Raw genomic sequence first — 18,019 nt, forward strand, 5'->3', positions numbered from 1 at the left:
GGTCCAGTCTGAGCGGAAAGCTGAGGCGCGAAGGGGGTCAGCTGGCTGCCGGGGGATCGGGCAGCCAGTCGAGATCGTCGAAGCCGCGCTTCACATAGCCGCCGAGATGGACGGAAGCGCCCTCATAGCCGAAGGCCTGCCACACCTCGATATCGTCATAGAGGAAGCGCACGGTGGAGCGCTGCACCAGCCGGAATGCCGGTGTGCCCTCGATGCGCTTCAGCACCTCGGTCCGATAGCCATCCGACAGCTCGACGAAAGGCAGCGGCATGGCCTCGTCCACGAGGTCGACGAGTTGCGCCATCATCTGTGCTGCATTGGGCGAGGCGGCCGCCATGCGGTCGAACTGCGCCACCACCCGGCGATAGACCCGCTCCGGCAAGCCGTCATGCGGGTAGAGCGTGTGGGCCACGCTCGCCAGCGTCTCGGCCACATGGCCATCGAACACGCGCAGCGCGCTCACCCATTCCGGCCCTTCGGGGAGTTCGATTGCCCTGCCCGCGAGCTTCGGATCCTTGTGCGCCACGACACTCATAAGACGGACGTCTCCCTGCAACGCGCCGGAACGGCGATGCCGGCAATGCAAATTTCCGTCCATCCCGAGTTAGAGCCGCGTGCCGATCGATTACCCTTTTCAGCGCTTCGGCTTCCGATTTTCCAAGCCGGGCCAGAGCGCGCTCCGGCCGCCCGCTTCCCTGCCTCTCGCCATACCGACCTTCAACCCGCCGTCGCGTGGGGCCGCCAGGCGATGACGCCTTCGGTGCGGGCCCGCACCTCGGGCGAGGCCAGGCAGGTGGCGACGGCCTCGAAGCCCGGCGCGCCGGGATAGGGCGCGACCTCGAATGGCGGGCTGTGATTGGCCGGGCAGAGGATGATCGCCTCGTCCGCGCCCACGGCCGCCAGATCCAGGATCGCGCTGGAGCGGGTCAGCATGAAAAGCGGCCGGGCATCGGGCCCGCGGCGGCGCAGATGGGCGATGAGCGCCTCCTGGGTCGCCTGGTCCAGCCCCTGCTCGATCATGTCGACCACGGTGACGGCCGGACCGTCGTCCTCCAATCCTCCCAGCAGGGCGGTCAACGCGTCAGACACCCTTGCGCCATCCTCGACGAGCCAGGCCAGCGCCGTCTCGACCCGCGAGCGCAGGGCGGGATCGGCCGCCATGCGAGCCCGCGCCGCCGCCCCGCCATCGGCCAGGCGGTCCAGGCCGAGGAAGGCAGCGTTGGGCAGCGTCTGCGCGAAGCGCTGCGCCAGCTGGGTCTTGCCGCTGCCGAGCGGACCGATGATGTAGTTCAGCGGTCGAAAGTATCCGAGCTCGAACCGCTCGCCGCCCCAGGGCCAGGGCAGGTCGAAGGCGACGCCGGGCGCCGTGGCGGCGCCCGCCAACTTCGCCAGTTCGCCCGCGGTGGGCGCCGCGCCGCGCGCAAGATCGCCCCGCAGGCCGCGCAGCTTCTCGATCGTGCCGACAAGCTCGTGGAGCCGGCTCTCGAGAACCGATTGGTGTGCGGCAAGGGCCGGCTCCAGGCCCTGGGGATCGCCGTTCAGCACCCGCGCCACCTGGGTGAGGTTGAAGCCCAGCGCGCGCAAGGCGACGATCTCGGCGGCCCGGCGCATCTGGTCGGGACCATAGGCCCGCCATCCGGCAACGGTGCGGACCGGCGCGATCAGGCCGCGCTGCTCATAGAGCCGGAGGGCCTTGGCGGACACGCCAAGCTGTCCTGCGGCTTCGGAAGCGTTCAGGAACCGGGCGGACGAACTCACGAATCACCTCGTCGCTGCATGACCGCCGATCTATCGGGGCGGCCCCAGGGACCGAGTCAACATCGCGGCTCAACATCGCTGCCTCGTCTTCCGAAAGTGCTGCGCACGCTTCACAAAAACTTCATTCTGCCCGAGATGTCGCCAGAAGACACCGGAAGCGGGTATTGTAGGGCGGGTCCTGCACGAGGCTGCATTATGCGAACCGCTTTACTCGCCGTCCCCCTCATCGTCATGGCAACGTCGACGCTTGCCGAGGCGCGCCCGGATTCCCTGAGAATGAGCTGTGCCGCGACCTATGGCCTGGTTCAGCGATCCGGTGCGGTGGTCATCGGCACCGGCCCCAACCTCTATGAGCGCTTCGTCACCGATGCCGGCTATTGCGAACTGACGCAGACCACCGAACCCGCCTGGATTCCAACCGGGGACAACCCGCAGTGCCTCGTCGGAAAGCGCTGCATCGAACGCCGACTGAAGCGGCGCTGAGCCCCGGTCCCGCCGTGCCGGCCAGCGGATGATCAGGGCGTAGCATGCGTTACACGTTGCGCCAGCTTGGCTATTTCATCGCCGCGGCGGAGACCGGCAGCATTACGCTGGCCTCGGAGCGGGTGCACATCTCGCAGCCCTCGATCTCCACCGCGATCTCGCATCTCGAACGCGAGCTCGATGTGCAGTTGTTCGTGCGCCACCACGCCCAGGGCCTGTCGCTGACGCCGATCGGCCAGATCATGCTGAAAGAGGCCAAGCGTCTGGTTGAACAGGCCGAGGGGCTCTATGCGCTGGCTTCGGAGGCAACCTCGCAGGTGCGCGGCCAGCTCAATGTCGGCTGTTTCGTGACGCTGGCACCTCTGGTCATGCCCGAACTCGCGCATTCGTTCGAGAGCGCGTTTCCGCAGACCAGGATCCACCAGGTCGAGCACAATCAGGAACAGCTGATGGCCGCGCTGCGCCATGCGGAGATCGACATCGCGCTGGCCTATGATCTGCAGATGCCCGACGAGGTGGATTTCCTCCCCTTGGCCAGCCTGCCGCCGCAGGCCTGGGTGAGCGAGACGCATCCCGTCGCCCAGCAGCCGGCGACCACGCTCGAAGAGCTGGCCGAACTGCCCTTCATACTGCTCGATCTGCCGGTCAGCCGCGAATACTTCCTGGCCCTGTTCATGAAAGAAGGGCTGGAGCCGAAGATCGTGGCGCGCTCGGCGCACCAGGAAGTGGTGCGCACCATGGTCGCCAACGGCTATGGCTATTCGCTCGCCAATGTGCGGCCGCGCTCGGATTTCGCGCTCGACGGCAAGCGCATCGTGCGCGTGCGCATCGCCGGCGAGCATCGCCCGATGCAGCTCGGGCTGGCGACGCTGGCGAACTACCGCCGATCCCAGCTGGTAGAAGCCTTCCAGAGCCATTGCCGGAGCTTCATCTCCGACGCCTATATCCCCGGCATGGCGGCGCCGAGCACCGAGCGGCGCGTGCGGTTGTAGGTTCGTCGAAAAGAACGACGTCATCCTGAGGTGCGAGCGACAGCGAGCCTCGAAGGATGCCCACCCCCGATGAGCGCCCACGGCTCGAGCACCTTTCGAGGCCCGGGCTCTGCCCGAGCACCTGAGAGCCTGACTCGAAATTCGACGTATCCGTCGAGAGGAGCCCCTTTCCACCCTCATCCCCGGGCTTGACCCGGGGATCCAGACTTCAACCGGATGCATGCGGAGGGGCTGGATCCCCGGGTCAAGCCCGGGGATGAGGGCAAATTGGAGTTTTCGGTCAGCCTCTCAGGATGACATGGCTAGGGGTGGCAGGTGCGCCTTGAGCAGCACGCAGTGCACGCCCTTGTTGATGTCCACGGTCTGGGTGATGCGCATGTCGGCGATCAGCGAGCACAGCGTGTAGGCGTCCTGCGCGGAAAGCCCGGAATGCTCGCGTATCAGCGCGATCATGTCGCGCAGCGCGATCTTGGCGGCATCGTCGAGATCCTCGTCGAAGCCCATGGTGATCCAGCAATCCGCCTTCTCGGCGCGCGGCGTGGTCAGCTTCATGTCCTTGCGGACATGGAACTCAAAGGTGCCGGTGAGCGCGGTCTCCAGAGCGGAGAGGCACACCTCGCCATCGCCCTGCACGCCATGGCCGTCGCCGACCGAGAAATTGGCGCCGGGCACGAACACCGGGAAATAGATGGTCGCGCCGACGCCGAGCTCCTTATTGTCCATGTTCCCGCCGAACACCCGCGGCTGCACCGAGGAGAGCGGGCCCCATCCGGGCGCCGGCGCGACGCCGAAATTGCCGAAGAACGGAGCGAGCGGCAGCTCCTGTCCCCAGGGCAGAAGCGCGAGCTCGCGCTTGAGGTCGAGCGGGATGTGCAGGCGGCGGGCTTGCGGAAAGTCCTCCGGCAGCGTGCCCCAGAATGGCAATTGCACGTTCCCGCCCCAGTTGGAGCGGAACTTGATATCGAGGACACGGACCTCCAGCACGTCGCCGGGCTCGGCGCCCATGACATGGATCGGCCCGGTGAGCAGATGCGGGCCGGGACCGTGCGGGGCCGTCGCAAGTACTTCGCGATGCTCGGGCAGCACGGGGAGCCCGGAGGAAGGATCCGGCAGGTCTTCCAGTTCGCCGGACAGCGTGTCGATCACCACCCGATCGCCCGAGGCGATGGTGAGCACCGGCGGCACCGCGGCGTCCCACAGCCCCCACTGCACATTGCCCGGCGTCGACGGCAGATAGTGGTCCATCGCTGGTTCCTCAGAGTCCGACCTGTAATTCCAAGACGACCGTCATCCCCGGCCTTGTGCCGGGGATCTCGATTCCCGACAGCGCATCAGAGACCGAGATGGCCGGGACAAGCCCGGCCATGACGGCTGAGACGATCGTTCCTCACCCCTTCACCGCGCCCAGCGTAAGCCCGCGCACGATGTGCCGCTGCAACACGAACACCACGGCGAGCACCGGCAGCAGCGCGGTCATGCCGACCACCGCCATCTCGCCCCACCGCACACCCTGCGAGGTGATCAGCTTCGGGATCGAGACGGGGAGCGTCTGCACCGCCTTGCCGCCGAGCATGAAGGCGAACAGGAACTCGTTCCAGGCAAAGATGAAGCACAGCACCGCGGTGGCCACGATGCCGTTGCGCAGCAGCGGGAACACCACGCGGCGGAAGATCTGCGGGCGCGACCAGCCTTCCAGCGCCGCCGCCTCCTCCAGCTCCACCGGGAGATCGCGGCAGAAGGAGCGCAGCACCCAGACATAGAAGGAGAGGTTGAAGGTCATGTAGGCCAGTGTCAGGCCGAGGAAGGTGTCGAGCAGATTGAGCTTGGCGAAGATGAAATAGAACGGGATGACGAGGCACACGGGCGGCGCCATCCGGGTCGCCAGGATGAACAGGAACAGATCGTCCTTCATCCGCATCTCGAAGCGAGCGAAGGCATAGGCCGCCGGGGTGCCGATGATGACGACCAGCGCGGTCGACATCAGGCACAGCACGAAGGAGGTCAGCAGGCTCCAGTGGAAGCCCTGCGCGATGACGTATTCGAAATGCTCCAGCGTCGGGGTGAACAGCCAGACCGTCGGCCGCGCGAACATCGCCTCGTTGGGCTTCACCATCATCGTCGCCATCCAGAAGATCGGGAACAGCACGATGATGGCGTAGACCACGGTGACGCCGGTCCAGAACAGGCCCTTCGAGCCCTCGATGCGATTTGAATCGTCGGCCATGACGGACCTCTAGAAGGCGTTCAGGCGCTTCTTGGCGACCTGATAGAACACGTTGCAGAAGGCGAAGAAGGCGAGCCAGACCAGCACCGCGAGCGCAGAAGCCTCGCCGATGTTCCAGAACTCGAAGGTCATCTTGTTGGCGAGGATGCTGGGGGTCTCGGTCGCGGTGCCCGGCCCGCCGCCGGTGAGGATGTAGACGGTGTCGAACACCTTGAAGGCGTCGATGAAGCGCAACAGCCCGATCACCACCAGCAGCGGGGTCAACATCGGCAGCGTGATGTGGAAGAACATCTGGAGCGGGTTGGCGCCGTCCACAGCGGCGGCGCGATAGGGGCCGAGGGGGAGCGCCTGCAGGCCGGCGAAGAAGGCCAGCATCATGAAGGGCGTCCACTGCCAGATGTCGACGAAGATCAGTGCATAGAGCGCAAGGTCCGGCGAGGCGAAGGCGGAGGTCTCGCCGATCAGGTTGAAGCGCTCCAGCACATTGTAGGAAAGGAAGCCCCAGGAACCCGCCAGCATGATCTTCCACAACAGGCCGACCACGATCGGCGCCATCATGGTGGGCATGAACAGCAGCGGGATCAGGACCGACCGCCCGCGCACATTCTGGTTCAGCACCAGCGCGCCGGCGAGGCCGAGCATGAACTCGATCGGCACGGCGATGCCGACGAAGATGGCGGCCACGCCCATGGAGTTCCAGAAGCGCCCGTCGCCGAGCAATTGCAGATAATTGTCGAAGCCGATGAATTCGGTGACGCGGCCGAACTTCGCCGCATGGAAGCTCAAGTACACCGTGTAGAGGAACGGGATCAGCGAGACCACGGTCAGCGTGATCATCGACGGCGCGATCAGCAGATATGGGTACCAGAACCGCCCGCGCGGCGCTGGGGCCGCAGCGGTTGCCGGCAGTGTGTCGGTCACGCTGGTCATGATGGTCGCGTCGCTCCGGATCCGGGAGAGACCCTCTCCCGTGGGAGAGGGGTCGATGTCGAGGCGGCTCAATGAGCCACCTCATCCTGAGGTGCGAGCCTTGGCGAGCCTCGAAGGATGCTCAAGCGGAGCGCGGCCATCGGGGACGGGCATCCTTCGAGGCCCGGCTGACGCCGGGCACCTCAGGATGAGGTCGCTCCCCTCAGACTCTCCTCACAGCAGGCACTTGTCGGCGCAGAGCTTCACCATTTCGGCCTGGCCCTTCTTGGCGCCGGCTTCCGGCGTGAGCTTGCCGAGGCCGACTTCCTGGGCGATGCCGCTCATCACGTCGTAGATCTCGTAGAATTTCGGCATCTTCGGCTTGGCCACGGCGACTTCGAGCGTGGATTCCATCGCGGTATAGAGCGTCTTGTTGGCGCTGCCCGCGATCGCCGGAAGGGCCCAGGACGAGGCGCGGATCGGGACGCCGCCCGAACCCAGCGTGATCAGCTTGTCCTGCTGTTTCTTGTCGGCCAGCCATTCGAGGAACAGGAAGGTGGCCTCGGGGCTCTTGCTGGCCGCGCTGATGACGGTGACCGACGGTTCGGCCTCGGCCGAGCGCTTGGCGGTGGAGCCGGCCTTCACCGGGATCGGGCCATAGACGAACTTGCCGGCGAACGGCGAGACGCCGGGCTTGTCGATGCCGAGCACGAAGTCCGACCAGGCGATGGACTGCGCGGCGATGCCGTTGCCCATCACGGTGGGCACGTCGACCAGCGAATATTCGGCGATGCCGGGCGGGGCGAAGGTCCAGAGCTCGCGCCACATCTTCAGCGCCGCCACGGTCTGCGGCGTGTCGAAGTTCGGCTTGCCATTGGCGTCGATCAGGTCGCCGCCAAAGTTCTTGATGAGGTTGCCCCACAGCGTCGGAAAGGTGGAGCCGCCTTTGATGCCTTCCAGCACGATGCCGTAGAAGTCGCTTTCCAGCGGATTGCCGGCCAGCATCGCACCCTTCTTGCGAGTGAAGAACTCGGCGATGTCGCGCATCTGCTCGATGGTCTTGGCCGGGGCGAGGTCGTAGCCATACTTCGCCTTGAAGGCGGCCTGCTCGCCCGGATCGTTCAACAGGTCGGCGCGCGCCCAATAGACCTGATTATAGTTCCAGTTGATGAAGGAATACTGCTTGCCATTGGCGAAGGCAGCGGTCTTGAACGGCTGCTGGATGAAGTCCGACGTATTGAGGTTCGGATTGGCCAGCTTCGGATTGCCGACCATGTCGTCGAGCGGGCGAATGACGCCGGCCGAGATCATCGGGCCGAGCTGGAAGCCATGCAGCATCACCGCGTCGTAATAGCCGCGGCCGGACAGCATGTCGGCCTGGCCCTTGTTGATCACCTCGAAATGGTTGAGCAGCTCCCACTCGACCTTGATCCCGGTCTCCTTCTCGAAGTCGGGCACGATCTTGGAGAGCGTCTCCTGCAAGGGCGTGATCTCGTCGAGCACGCGGATAGTCACGCCCTTATAGGGCTTCGCCGCCTCGGCATAGAAGCTCGCGTCGTCGGCATAGACGCCGGCCGACCACAGCACGGCAGAGGCCGCCATGGCGGCGGCAAGGCACCATTTCGTCGTCATTGCTGTTCCCCTTCGTTGTTTTTCAGCCGCCAGGCACGTTTCTCAGGCACTCGGAATTCAGCGGTTCCCTCTCCCCACTGGGGAGAGGGTTGGGGTGAGGGGTCTTCTCGGCTCAGCAGCCGTGCTCCCCTCACCGACCCGCTTCGCGGGCCACCTCTCCCCAACGGGGAGAGGGAAGTAGCAATGCTCCACCTCACGCCACGGGCAGTGCCCGTCCCGTCGGTCCGTCGAACAGGATCAGCCCCTCGGCCGGCAGAGCGAGGCCGACCGGACGGCCGATGCCGCCGCCCTCACCGAGCGCGCCGGCGGCCGCCATGGTGGTCTTGGCCTTCACCAGCAGCCCGCCGAGATCCAACGTGAGGATCGCGTGCTTGCCGAACGGCTCGTTGGAATAGATCTCGGCACCGAGCGCGCCCGGCATATCGGCAGGCACCACCGTCACCGCATCCGGGCGCACGCCGAGCACCACGTCGCCGCTCATGCTGAGGCCCGCGGCATGCGCCAGCGGTGCCGGCAGCGGCAGGCGCAGCTCACGCCGGGCGAAGCAGCGCGCCCCGGCCTCCTCCACCAGTGTGCCCGGTACCAGATTCATCGGGGGATCACCGAGCAGGCGGGCGACGCGGGTGCTGACCGGGTTCAGCCAGATCTCCTCCGGCGTGCCTACCTGCTCGATCCTGCCGCCATCGATCACCGCCACCCGGTCGCCGACCGAGAGCGCCTCCATGCCGTCCGGCGTCGCCCAGATGGCGGGCGCCGGCTGGCCGGCGAGCCGGCGGCGGATCTCGCCGCGCAGCTTGTGGCGCAGCTTGGCGTCGAGATGGGAGATCGGCTCGTCGAGCAGGAACAGCGCCGGCTGCTGCACCAGCGTGCGGGCGAGCGCGGCGCGCTGCTTCTGGCCTCCGGACAGCGCGCCCGGCAGGCGGGCGTCGAGCTGGCGGATCTCCAGCAGTTCCAGCACCTCGTCGACACGCCGGTTGGCGGTCGCCAGATCAGCCCGCACATTTGGCGCCAGCAAGGGCGAGAGCGCGTTCTGGCGCACGGTGAGGTGCGGATAGAGCGCGTAGGATTCGAACAGGAAGGCGACGTGGCGACGGCCGGCCGGGATCGCCGCGAGATCGCCCTCGCCCAGCCGCAGCGTGCCGTGGTCCGGACGCTCCAGCCCGGCGAGGATGCGGCAGAGCGTGGTCTTGCCGGCCCCCGAAGGCCCGGTCAGCGCCAGTATCTCGCCGGGCGCGACGTCGAGATCGACGCCGTCGAGCACCTGCGTGCGGAAGCTCTTGCCGATGCCGCGGATCGTAAGGCCAGCGGCTGCGGCGACCGGCATGCGCAGCGGCGCGTTCACGAAGCCACCTCCAGATTGCGGCCGCTCTCGGCGTCGAACACCAGCAGCCGGTCGGGATCGATGTGCAGCCCGACGGCATCGCCCGCGCGCCAGCGCGACGGGCCGGCGACTTCGGTGACGATGGTGTCGCCGGGGTTGCCGCCTTGGCCTTCCAGCCGGACGGTGAGTACATCGGCATCGCCGCGCGGCTCGCGATAGATGATGGTGCCCTTGGCGCCCTCGCCGGGCGCGGTCAGCGCGATGTGCTCAGGACGGATGCCGGCGATCACCGCCGCGCCGGGGCGGCGCGCCAGCAATTCCACGCGCCGTGCATCGAGCGTCGCCCGCCAGCCACCGCCGGCAAGCGCACCCTCCCCGACCTCAGCCGGCAGCAGGTTCATCGGCGGCTCGCCGATGAAATTAGCGACGAACAGATTGGCCGGCCGCTCATAGAGATCCTGCGGCGAGCCGACCTGTTGAAGCACGCCGTGATTCATCACCGCCACGCGATCCGCCATGGCGATGGCCTCGGTCTGGTCGTGGGTGACGAGGATGGAGGTGACTTGCCGCAGCTTCTGCAGCCGCTTGATCTCGGCGCGCAGTTGCACCTTCTGGTCGGCATCGAGATGCGACAGTGGCTCATCGAACAGGATCACCTCGGGATCGCGCACCAGCGCGCGGCCGATGGCGATCCGCTGCTGGGCGCCACCGGACAGCCCGCGCACGCCTTGGTCGGCCATCTGGCGCAGGCCGAGCAGTTGCAGCACGCCGCCGATCCGCTCGGCCGCCGGCTGGCCGGTGATGCCGCGCACCTTCAGCGGGAAGGCGACGTTCTCCCACACCGTCATTTGCGGGTAGAGCGCGTAGTCCTCGAACACCATGGCGATGTTGCGCTCGCCGGGCGCCAGGCGCGAGACCGGCCTGTCACCGAACCAGATCTCGCCGGAGGAGACACTCTCGATCCCCGCGGCCATTTTCAGCGTGGTGCTCTTGCCGCAGCCGGAAGGGCCGAGCAGCGCCAGCATCTCCCCGGCGTCGCAGGCGAGGTCGAGCTGCTTGACCGCATCGACCTCTCCATAACGCTTGAAAACCGAGACAAAGGCGATCGACGACATCGACGGCTCCACGAGCTATGTCGATGAACTATCCAAGTTCTGTGCCAAAGTGTGCTGGTTTATAGAATCTCAGGAAAAGGCGGACTTGCGGGTGCTTGCTCAAGGCCCGCCTGCTTCGCCACTGCTCAAAAGATCATCGATAGCGTGACGCGAGGGCGCCTTCTGCGCAGGCAAACAGCAGGGCGAAACTGTACTGCTGATCTCGAACAACCTCATCCTGAGGTGCCCGGCGGTAGCCGGGCCTCGAAGGATGCCCATCCCCGATGACCGCCTTCTGCTTCAGCATCCTTCGAGGCTCGCTACGCTCGCACCTCAGGATGAGGTGGCTCGTTTAGAATCCGCCTCTCGGGCCCTCATCTTCCGTAGAACGAGACGCCGCTCGCGCCTCGGCCAGTTCGTCGCGGCGGCCGCAGCAGGCCCTCGTCTTCCAGCAGACGCCAGGTGCGCGGCCCCATCGGCCGGCGGGCGAGGCGTGCAATGTCGGCGGGCGTGTCGAGATCGACTGCCATGCCGGGAAAGGCACCGATGCTGGGCACGATACCGAGCCGTTCCGCGGCCGCGCGATGGGCCATGAAGCTGCCCGGCCCGAAGGCGAAATCGATCGCATCGGGCGGGCTCGCCAGCAGTGCGTTGGTCCCCTGCCCGTCATGGGCCGCAACCAGGCTGACCGCGCGGCCCTCGCCGTGTCCGGCCAGCAATCGGACGATCTCGGCGGTGGTGACGGCGGGAATATCGCCCGGCAGCACCAGCATGCCGCCCGCGCCCTCGACCTTGAGCGTGCGGGCTGCTGCTGCCAGCGTCTCGTTGAGGCCGTGATCGGCATCGGCAAGCACGCGCGCGCCATGCCGCGCGGCGATCAGGCGGGCTTCGGGCTCGCCGGTCGCCACAGCATATCCGGCCAGCCCCTCGACCCCCGCCAGCGCCGCCAGCACGTCCTCCAGCATGGCGCGCACCAGGGCCTGCCGCAGATCCGCGGGGAAAGCGGCGGCAAGGCGGCTCTTCGCGCGGGAAAACGCCTTCACCGGCACCACCGCCCAGATGCCGGCCGCGCTCATGCCCGGCCCCCCGCCAGCTCGGCTACGGCGGCGAGCACGGTGCGCGCGAGATAGATGCGATCGTCGAGGCTGCGCATCAGTGTCGCCGCCGCGAAGACCCGCATGCCGGCGGGCACCTCGACATCGGCGTCGAGGGCGTCGACCATGAGGCCGTCGATCAGGCCTTCATAGTGCCGCGCGACGGTGGCGGCGCTGGGTTCGAGGCCGAGCTCGGCCATCATCTTCGCGGTCGGCCCCTTCACCGCTTGCCCGGCGATGATCGGCGAGACCGCAAGCGCCGGCACGCGCCGGGCACGCAGCGCCTCTCGCATCCCCGGCACGGCGAGGATGGGATCGACCGACAGATACGGGTTAGACGGGCAGATGATGATCGCGGCCAGCGCCGGATCGGCGATGGCCGCGGCCACATCGGGCGCCATACGCGCGCTCACCGCTCCGGTGAACTCCAGCGCCTCCACTGCCGGCTCGCAGCGTCGGCGGACGAAATAATGCTGGAAGTCGAGCCAGCCCTCGTCGGTGCGCACGCGGGTGCGCACTGCGTCGTCGCTCATCGGCAGGATGCGCGAGGCGATGCCGAAGCGCTGTCGGAACGCCTCCGTCACCATGGACAGCGTCTCGCCGGCCCCGAGGCGCCTAGTGCGCTCGACATGGGTGGCGAGGTCCCCGTCGCCGAGCAGGAACCAGCTCTCGCCGCCGAGCGCAGCAATCGCCTTCATGAAGGTCCAGGTCTCGTCGCGGCGGCCCCAGCCCTTGGTGGGATCGTCGAGGCCGGCGAGGGTGTAGAGCAGCGTGTCGATGTCGGGCGATACATGCAGGCCGAGATGATTGAAATCATCGCCGGTATTCGCCACCACGGTGAGCGCGCAGGCCGGCAGCAACCGGTCGAGCCCGAGCGCGAGCTTCGCCCCGCCGATGCCGCCGGAGAGCGCCACCACCTTCGCGCCGTCGCTCATCGGAACAGATCCTCCGCTGCCGGCCGGATCAGATCGATCGCCGCGCCGGGCGAGCCGGCGGGCGAGAGGCCGCGCACCAGCACCACCGGGCGCCCCTCGTCCGCCTGCCCCATCAGTAGCGAGGCGCCGGCGGCGATCTCGTCGGCGTGGCCAACCAAGGTCACCTGCAAGGGCCGGCCGAACAGGTCCGGCTCGCCGCGCCGGTCGAGCAAGGCCGGCAGGCCGGCCGCGCCGATGGCGACGCCCATGGTGCCGAGCCGCCAGGCACGGCCGAAACTGTCATTGATCACCACGGCGATCCCGGTGCCGCTCGCAGCGCTGAGCGCCGCGCTCAGGCGCCGCGCGCTGGCGTCCGGGTCCTCCGGCAGCAGCAGCGCCATCTCGCGGCCCTCAGTCGCCACGTTCGACTGGTCGATGCCGGCATTGGCCATGATGAGGCCGAGCCGGTGCTCGACGATCAGCACGCCGGGCCGCGCCCGTACCACCCGCCGGCTCTCGCGCAAGATAAGCTCGACAAGGCGCGCATCCTTGCGGGTCTCCGCCGCCAGAGCGGTCGCCTCGGCGGAAGGCGTGACGGTGGCGAGATCGACCAACCGGCCCTCCGCTTTGGAGACGATCTTCTGTGCGAAGACCACGGCGTCGCCAGAGCAAAGCTCTAGCCCGGCCCTGGCAATGCCAGCCAGCGCCAGCGCCGCGAGATCATCGCCCGGCCCGACCAGCGGAAAGCCGGGGATGGCGACGAACTCGATGCGGGGCGCTTCCATGAGGCGTCCCTAGCCGAACTTCGCGCGCAGCTTCGGCAGCACCTCGGCCGCATAGAGGCGCAGGAAGCGCTCCTGGTCGGCGCCCGGCGCATGGAACACCAGGTGCCGGAAGCCGAGCGCGACATAGGCGCCGATCTTCTCGACATGCTCGTCCGGATCGGTGGAAACGATCCAGCGGCTGGCGGCGCGCTCGACGGGGAGCGCATCGGCCAGCCGCTCCATCTCCAGCGGGTCGTCGACCGACATCTTCTCTTCAGGCGACAGTGTAAGAGCCGCCCATAAGCGCGTGTCCTGCTTCGCCTTTTCCATGTCGGTGTCGAACGACACCTTCATCTCGATCATGCGGTCGAAGCCGATCACCACGCGGCCGGATTCGGCGAGCCCTGCGGCCACGTTCGGCAGCAGCGTCTCGCTGTAGAGCGCCGGGTCCTTGCCGCTGGTGCAGATGAAGCCGTCGCCTGCGCGCCCGGCGAACTTCGCCACCAGCGGGCCGGCACCGGCAATGTAGATCGGCACCGGCTGTTCCGGCCGGTCATAGATGGTGGCGCGCTCGGTGCGGTAGAACGCGCCCTCGAAGCTGACCCGCTCCTCGCTCCACAACAGGCGGATGAGTTGCACCGCCTCGCGCAGCCGGGCGGTGCGCTCCTTCAGCTCCGGCCACGCCGCCCCGGTGGCCGGCACCTCATTGAGCGACTCGCCGGAGCCGACGCCCAGCACCACCCGTCCCGGATAGAGCTGGCCGAGCGTGCCGAAGGCCTGCGCCACCATGGAGGGGTGGTGGCGGAAGGTCGGCGTGAGCACGCTGGTGCCGAGGATGACGCGCGAAGTCGAGGCGCCGAGCGCGCCCAGCCAGGCGAGCGCCGCGGGCGCGTGGCCGCCGGTGTGGCGCCAGGGCTGGAAATGATCGCTGATGAAGACGGAATCGAAGCCCTGCTGCTCGGCCAGCACGGCGAAATCGAGAAGGCGCCGCGCGTCGAACTGCTCCGCCGACGCCTTGTAGCCAAGTCTGAGCACGCCATCCCTCCGATGCGCGAGACCGCATCGGAGCATGATAGAGTGAGATGATAGTGCAGCACAATATGATAAATTATTATTCGAATACAGTTGCTTGCAATTGCCACTGACGTCACCGCGGCTAGCGCGCGACGCGCTCAGGCCGCCTCGAATTCCCGAGACGCCGTGAAGAGATTGCGGCCGATGGCGCGGGCGGCATCCAGATGGATGGCCGGATCCTGCCGGTCGGATTCGAACAGCAGTTCGGAGGTCACGACCCGCGCGCCGCAATAATCGAAGATGCCATGGTCGATCTGCGTCTTCATGGCGCCGAAATAGCCGTGCCGGGCATAGGTTCGCGTGTCGGCGCCACCAATGGCGACGAGATGGACCTTGAGGTGGCGCAGCTTCTTCACCGAACCGGCCTCGGCGCTCTCGTCATAAGCCCAGCCATTGGAAAACACGCGGTCGATCCAGCCCTTGAGCAGCCCCGGCATGGACCACCAATAGACCGGATAGACCAGCACGAGGGTATCGGCGCGATCGATCCTCGCCTGCTCGGCGGCGACATCGGCGGGGGTCGGCGCCTGCCGGCGGTGGGCGGCGTGATCGGCCAGGGTGAAGCGCGGATCGAAGGCTTCCCCCGCCAGATCGGCGATCTCGAAGGAGTTGCCGGCATCGGAGAGGGCAATGCCCTCGCCCAGGTGCGCGGCGATGTTTTGGGTGAGCGACTTGGGATCGGGATGCGCGACGACGATGAGCGCGTGCATGTCGGGAACTCCTGGCTATGGATTGCCGGCGAAAGGCGAAGCTTATATACTGTTAGTAAGTTACTTTTGGTATATAAGCATGTCAAGCGTCGAGCCGAAGGACCCCGCTACCAATCCGCAGCCGCGTCGCCGCCTGTTGCGCGAGGACCGGCATCGCCAGTTGATAGACGTCGCCTGGCGGCTGGTTCGTAATGAGGGAACCGAAGCGTTGACGCTCGGGCGGCTTGCCGAGCAGGCGGGCGTCACCAAGCCCGTCGTCTATGATCATTTCGACACGCGGTCCCGGCTGCTGGCGGCGCTCTTCCAGGAGTTCGACGCACGCCAGGACGCGCTCATGGACGCCGCGCTCGAGGCCAGCGAACCGACCTTGCCGGCCCGGGCTGCGGTCATCGCCTCCTCCTATGTTGCGTGCGTGCTGCTGCAGGGCCGAGAGATACCGGGGGTGATCGCGGCATTGGCAGGCTCGCCCGAACTCGAAAAGATCAAGCGCGACTTCGAGGTGGCGTTCATCGAGAAGTGCCGGGTGGCGCTTGCGCCGTGCACCTCGGGGGGCGCCATCGCGCCCGCCGGCCTGTGGGCCATGCTGGGAGCGGCCGAGGCATTGTCCTATGCCGCGACGACCAACGAGATCACCGCCGCGCAGGCCGAAGGCGAACTGTTCGAGATCATCGTCGCGATGGTCGCCCGAAGCGCGCGGGAGACTGGCGCGGTATCCGGGGCGTGACGCCAGCGCTACTCGTCACGCCATCCGCCGACGCCCCTCACCCGCGCCCGAAGGGGCCGAACGCGCAATGTATCAGCGGTTCAGAAGCCGAGGCGGCGCAGATCCTCCGGGACGAACATCTGGCCGCTGCGATTCTTCACGCTTGGCAATTCGGCGACCTTCGCGCGCCAGGCGACCAGCGTGGAACAATCCTCCGGCACGGCGATGCCGGCGGCATCGGCGAACATCAGCCCGGCAAAGACGGTGATATCCGCCATCGAGAACGCGTCGCCGGCGACGAATGGCTGGCTCCGCAGCACCGTATTGAAATACGCCATGCCGCGCAGCGCCTTGTCGCGCTGGCGATTTCCCCAGTCCTGGCGGCCCGCCCATTCAGGGCTTTTGAACGCCTGGAGATCGGGGCCCAGGCCCGGTGTCGCGTGGTGGAAATAGATTCCGACCGGGTCGAGCAGCTCGGCTTCCGCCCGTCGCTGCATCATGTGGATGAGCGCCTTCTGCTTCGGCGTCGTGCCGGTCAGCGTCGGATGTCCATCAAGATTGTCGAGATACTCGGTGATCGCCGTGGATTCTGCGATGTAGGTGCCATCGTCGAGCTGCAGCACCGGCAGAACGCCGGAGGGGTTCTTTTCCAGGAAAGCGGGCTGCTGGTGCTCGGCGGCGATCAGGTCGACGGAGACGAACTCGACTTGGGATTCGAGCGCCTTTTCAGCCAGGACGATGCGGATACGGGCCGGGTTGGGAAAGCCGGGACGATCGAAAATTCTCATTGCGATGACCTTTGTTTGTCTGTCTATCGATAGATAGATACGATGGAGTCGAGTAGGCCTTTGCAGTTTCGACGTCAAGAACTATCTATCGAGTGATAGGCAAGGTTCCATCATGGCGAAAACGAAGTCGGATATGCGCGAAGCGGTGATGGCGGCGGCTAAAGCCACCGTGCAGGCACACGGCTATAACGCGCTGAGCTTTCGCGAGATCGCGAAGGAGGTCGGGATAAAAAGTGCCAGCGTGCACTATCACTTCCCGACCAAGGGCGATCTCGGGGCGGCGCTGGCACGCCGCTACACCGAGGATGGCGCGGCCTATCTCGGGGGACTGCTGGCCGGGTCGAGTGACCCGACATGGTGCATGGACCGGTACACCGAGATCTTTCGCTCGGTTCTCGCCAACAATAATCGCATGTGCCTGTACGGCATCATGAGCGCTGAACTCGACGACCTCCCGCCCGAGGTCAGGACCGAGATCGACAGGTTCGCCGCGATGAATGTCGGCTGGATCACGCAAGTTCTGGCGTTGGCGAAGCCTGATGCAGACGAGCAGGCTTTGAGCGAGCACGCGATGGCGATCTTCTCAGCCATCGAAGGCGCCCAGCTCGTCGCCCGTAGCTGCCAGGATATCGGGGTCTATGACCAGACTGTCCGAACCTATCGCGCGACCGGGCTCATTCCGTAAGCGCACCGCGACCGCTCATTCGCCGGCCACTCACTTCCCGGCCGCTCATTCGCTGGTCTTGGGCGACCGCCGCGCGCCCCCGCTCGCCGTCGCCGGCGGTCTGGCGTCGCCAGGCGCAGCCGGGCCGGTCAGCCCGCGCAACAGGTCGATCGGCATCGGAAAGACGATGGTCGAGCTCTTCTCAGTCGCGATGTCGTGCAGCGTCGAGAGATAGCGCAGTTGCATCGCCTCGGGTGTCACCGCAAGGATGTTGGCGGCTTCCACCAGCTTCTGGGCGGCCTGCTGCTCGGCTTCGGCGCTGATGATCCGCGCCCGGCGGTTGCGCTCGGCCTCGGCCTGCCTGGCGATGGCGCGGATCATGCTCTCATTGATGTCGACATGCTTGATCTCGACATTGGCCACCTTGATGCCCCAGGCGTCGGTCTGGCTGTCGAGTATTTCCCGTATGTCCAGATTGAGCTTGTCGCGCTCGGCCAGCATTTCGTCGAGCTCGTGCTTGCCGAGCACCGAGCGCAGCGTGGTCTGCGCGAGCTGGCTGGTCGCGATCATGAAGTTCTCGACCTGGATGATCGCCTTGTCGGCGTCGACCACTCGGAAATAGAGCACGGCGTTCACCTTCACCGACACATTGTCCCGCGAGATCACGTCCTGGCTCGGCACGTCGAGCACGATGGTGCGCAGGTCGACGCGCACGATCTGCTGCACGAAGGGGATGAGGACGATGAGCCCCGGCCCCTTCACCCCGGAAAAGCGGCCGAGGGTGAACATCACCGCGCGCTCGTACTCGCGCATGATGCGGATCGCCGACAGGGCAATGATGATGACCAGCAGGACGATGATCGCAAAGGGGACGAATTCGAGCATCTGACGTTCC

19 protein-coding genes are annotated in these 18,019 nt (G+C 66.7%); 4 read left to right on the forward strand and 15 right to left on the reverse strand.

All coding sequences use genetic code 11. The features are described from left to right. Nucleotides 1–37 precede the first annotated feature (37 nt). Together G3545_RS06855 and G3545_RS06860 are read right to left on the reverse strand one after the other, a co-directional pair. Complete coding sequence (locus G3545_RS06855) at nt 38–535, reverse strand: hypothetical protein (RefSeq protein ID WP_246702723.1); 498 nt, start codon at nt 533–535, stop codon at nt 38–40. 182 nt (nt 536–717) lie between these two features. Further along, nucleotides 718–1,758 carry a MerR family transcriptional regulator gene (locus G3545_RS06860; RefSeq protein WP_170011109.1) on the reverse strand — a complete coding sequence of 347 codons (1,041 nt, stop codon included), beginning with the start codon at nt 1,756–1,758 and terminating at the stop codon, nt 718–720. A gap of 195 nt (nt 1,759–1,953) precedes the next feature. On the opposite strand from G3545_RS06860, the gene G3545_RS06865 reads away from it, so the two are divergent. Continuing rightward, a complete protein-coding gene (locus tag G3545_RS06865; RefSeq protein WP_170011111.1) occupies nt 1,954–2,241 on the forward strand; it encodes a hypothetical protein in 288 nt (95 codons plus the stop codon). 44 nt (nt 2,242–2,285) lie between these two features. Next, nucleotides 2,286–3,233: a LysR family transcriptional regulator gene (locus G3545_RS06870; RefSeq protein ID WP_170011113.1), complete on the forward strand. Its 948-nt coding sequence runs from the start codon at nt 2,286–2,288 to the stop codon at nt 3,231–3,233. Between the two features lie 288 nt (nt 3,234–3,521). Here the strand turns inward: G3545_RS06870 and G3545_RS06875 are convergent, their stop codons facing one another. The 11 genes from G3545_RS06875 to G3545_RS06925 all read right to left on the reverse strand — a co-directional run bounded on the left by G3545_RS06875 (nt 3,522) and on the right by G3545_RS06925 (nt 14,969). After that, on the reverse strand, nt 3,522–4,478 hold the full coding sequence (locus G3545_RS06875; protein WP_170011115.1) for an acetamidase/formamidase family protein: 957 nt from the start codon (nt 4,476–4,478) through the stop codon (nt 3,522–3,524). 142 nt (nt 4,479–4,620) lie between these two features. Further along, nucleotides 4,621–5,457 (reverse strand): carbohydrate ABC transporter permease, encoded by an 837-nt coding sequence (locus tag G3545_RS06880; protein ID WP_170011117.1) that lies wholly within the window; start codon nt 5,455–5,457, stop codon nt 4,621–4,623. Nucleotides 5,458–5,466: 9 nt separating this feature from the next. Further along, the gene (locus tag G3545_RS06885) at nt 5,467–6,387 is read right to left on the reverse strand and encodes a sugar ABC transporter permease (RefSeq protein WP_246702724.1); all 921 of its coding nucleotides are present in this window, start codon (nt 6,385–6,387) and stop codon (nt 5,467–5,469) included. A 213-nt stretch (nt 6,388–6,600) separates the two neighbouring features. Further along, the gene (locus G3545_RS06890; protein ID WP_170011119.1) at nt 6,601–7,998 is read right to left on the reverse strand and encodes an extracellular solute-binding protein; all 1,398 of its coding nucleotides are present in this window, start codon (nt 7,996–7,998) and stop codon (nt 6,601–6,603) included. A gap of 193 nt (nt 7,999–8,191) precedes the next feature. Continuing rightward, nucleotides 8,192–9,340: an ABC transporter ATP-binding protein gene (locus tag G3545_RS06895; protein WP_246702725.1), complete on the reverse strand. Its 1,149-nt coding sequence runs from the start codon at nt 9,338–9,340 to the stop codon at nt 8,192–8,194. Next, nucleotides 9,337–10,434 carry an ABC transporter ATP-binding protein gene (locus tag G3545_RS06900; protein ID WP_170011122.1) on the reverse strand — a complete coding sequence of 366 codons (1,098 nt, stop codon included), beginning with the start codon at nt 10,432–10,434 and terminating at the stop codon, nt 9,337–9,339. Before G3545_RS06900 ends, G3545_RS06895 begins: the two co-directional genes overlap by 4 nt. Nucleotides 10,435–10,787: 353 nt before the next feature. After that, nucleotides 10,788–11,489 (reverse strand): 2-phospho-L-lactate guanylyltransferase, encoded by a 702-nt coding sequence (cofC, locus tag G3545_RS06905; protein WP_170011124.1) that lies wholly within the window; start codon nt 11,487–11,489, stop codon nt 10,788–10,790. Beyond that, entirely contained in the window at nt 11,486–12,442 is a 957-nt protein-coding gene (cofD, locus tag G3545_RS06910; protein WP_170011126.1) for a 2-phospho-L-lactate transferase, read from the reverse strand. The genes cofC and cofD overlap by 4 nt, the downstream gene beginning before the upstream one ends. After that, nucleotides 12,439–13,206 (reverse strand): coenzyme F420-0:L-glutamate ligase, encoded by a 768-nt coding sequence (gene cofE, locus G3545_RS06915; RefSeq protein WP_170011128.1) that lies wholly within the window; start codon nt 13,204–13,206, stop codon nt 12,439–12,441. Before cofE ends, cofD begins: the two co-directional genes overlap by 4 nt. A 9-nt stretch (nt 13,207–13,215) precedes the next feature. Then, nucleotides 13,216–14,220 carry a glucose-6-phosphate dehydrogenase (coenzyme-F420) gene (fgd, locus tag G3545_RS06920; RefSeq protein WP_170011130.1) on the reverse strand — a complete coding sequence of 335 codons (1,005 nt, stop codon included), beginning with the start codon at nt 14,218–14,220 and terminating at the stop codon, nt 13,216–13,218. Between the two features lie 137 nt (nt 14,221–14,357). Continuing rightward, nucleotides 14,358–14,969: an NAD(P)H-dependent oxidoreductase gene (locus tag G3545_RS06925; RefSeq protein WP_170011132.1), complete on the reverse strand. Its 612-nt coding sequence runs from the start codon at nt 14,967–14,969 to the stop codon at nt 14,358–14,360. 79 nt (nt 14,970–15,048) lie between these two features. Here G3545_RS06925 and G3545_RS06930 point away from each other — a divergent pair, with 79 nt between their 5' ends. Continuing rightward, entirely contained in the window at nt 15,049–15,693 is a 645-nt protein-coding gene (locus tag G3545_RS06930) for a TetR/AcrR family transcriptional regulator (RefSeq protein WP_170011134.1), read from the forward strand. Nucleotides 15,694–15,773: 80 nt separating this feature from the next. Here G3545_RS06930 and G3545_RS06935 read toward each other — a convergent pair whose 3' ends face one another. Further along, nucleotides 15,774–16,460: a glutathione S-transferase gene (locus G3545_RS06935; RefSeq protein WP_170017944.1), complete on the reverse strand. Its 687-nt coding sequence runs from the start codon at nt 16,458–16,460 to the stop codon at nt 15,774–15,776. A 112-nt stretch (nt 16,461–16,572) separates the two neighbouring features. On the opposite strand from G3545_RS06935, the gene G3545_RS06940 reads away from it, so the two are divergent. Then, nucleotides 16,573–17,145 (forward strand): TetR/AcrR family transcriptional regulator, encoded by a 573-nt coding sequence (locus tag G3545_RS06940; RefSeq protein ID WP_170011136.1) that lies wholly within the window; start codon nt 16,573–16,575, stop codon nt 17,143–17,145. Nucleotides 17,146–17,190: 45 nt separating this feature from the next. Here the strand turns inward: G3545_RS06940 and G3545_RS06945 are convergent, their stop codons facing one another. Beyond that, nucleotides 17,191–18,009, reverse strand: a complete 819-nt coding sequence (locus tag G3545_RS06945; protein ID WP_170011138.1) for a slipin family protein — start codon at nt 18,007–18,009, stop codon at nt 17,191–17,193. Nucleotides 18,010–18,019 lie beyond the last annotated feature (10 nt).

Origin of the sequence: Starkeya sp. ORNL1, assembly GCF_012971745.1 — a bacterium.
Classification (GTDB): domain Bacteria; phylum Pseudomonadota; class Alphaproteobacteria; order Rhizobiales; family Xanthobacteraceae; genus Ancylobacter.

What these genes read in the sequence shown, in the direction of transcription:
- G3545_RS06855 (WP_246702723.1), bottom strand. Translation starts at nt 535, where the DNA reads ATGAGTGTCGTGGCGCACAAGGATCCGAAGCTCGCGGGCAGGGCAATC.
- cofC (WP_170011124.1), bottom strand. Translation starts at nt 11,489, where the DNA reads ATGAGCGCGGCCGGCATCTGGGCGGTGGTGCCGGTGAAGGCGTTTTCC.
- cofD (WP_170011126.1), bottom strand. Translation starts at nt 12,442, where the DNA reads ATGAGCGACGGCGCGAAGGTGGTGGCGCTCTCCGGCGGCATCGGCGGG.
- G3545_RS06900 (WP_170011122.1), bottom strand. Translation starts at nt 10,434, where the DNA reads ATGTCGTCGATCGCCTTTGTCTCGGTTTTCAAGCGTTATGGAGAGGTC.
- G3545_RS06890 (WP_170011119.1), bottom strand. Translation starts at nt 7,998, where the DNA reads ATGACGACGAAATGGTGCCTTGCCGCCGCCATGGCGGCCTCTGCCGTG.
- G3545_RS06935 (WP_170017944.1), bottom strand. Translation starts at nt 16,460, where the DNA reads ATGAGAATTTTCGATCGTCCCGGCTTTCCCAACCCGGCCCGTATCCGC.
- G3545_RS06885 (WP_246702724.1), bottom strand. Translation starts at nt 6,387, where the DNA reads ATGACCAGCGTGACCGACACACTGCCGGCAACCGCTGCGGCCCCAGCG.
- G3545_RS06925 (WP_170011132.1), bottom strand. Translation starts at nt 14,969, where the DNA reads ATGCACGCGCTCATCGTCGTCGCGCATCCCGATCCCAAGTCGCTCACC.
- G3545_RS06875 (WP_170011115.1), bottom strand. Translation starts at nt 4,478, where the DNA reads ATGGACCACTATCTGCCGTCGACGCCGGGCAATGTGCAGTGGGGGCTG.
- G3545_RS06940 (WP_170011136.1), top strand. Translation starts at nt 16,573, where the DNA reads ATGGCGAAAACGAAGTCGGATATGCGCGAAGCGGTGATGGCGGCGGCT.
- G3545_RS06865 (WP_170011111.1), top strand. Translation starts at nt 1,954, where the DNA reads ATGCGAACCGCTTTACTCGCCGTCCCCCTCATCGTCATGGCAACGTCG.
- G3545_RS06945 (WP_170011138.1), bottom strand. Translation starts at nt 18,009, where the DNA reads ATGCTCGAATTCGTCCCCTTTGCGATCATCGTCCTGCTGGTCATCATC.
- G3545_RS06870 (WP_170011113.1), top strand. Translation starts at nt 2,286, where the DNA reads ATGCGTTACACGTTGCGCCAGCTTGGCTATTTCATCGCCGCGGCGGAG.
- G3545_RS06930 (WP_170011134.1), top strand. Translation starts at nt 15,049, where the DNA reads ATGTCAAGCGTCGAGCCGAAGGACCCCGCTACCAATCCGCAGCCGCGT.
- G3545_RS06880 (WP_170011117.1), bottom strand. Translation starts at nt 5,457, where the DNA reads ATGGCCGACGATTCAAATCGCATCGAGGGCTCGAAGGGCCTGTTCTGG.
- cofE (WP_170011128.1), bottom strand. Translation starts at nt 13,206, where the DNA reads ATGGAAGCGCCCCGCATCGAGTTCGTCGCCATCCCCGGCTTTCCGCTG.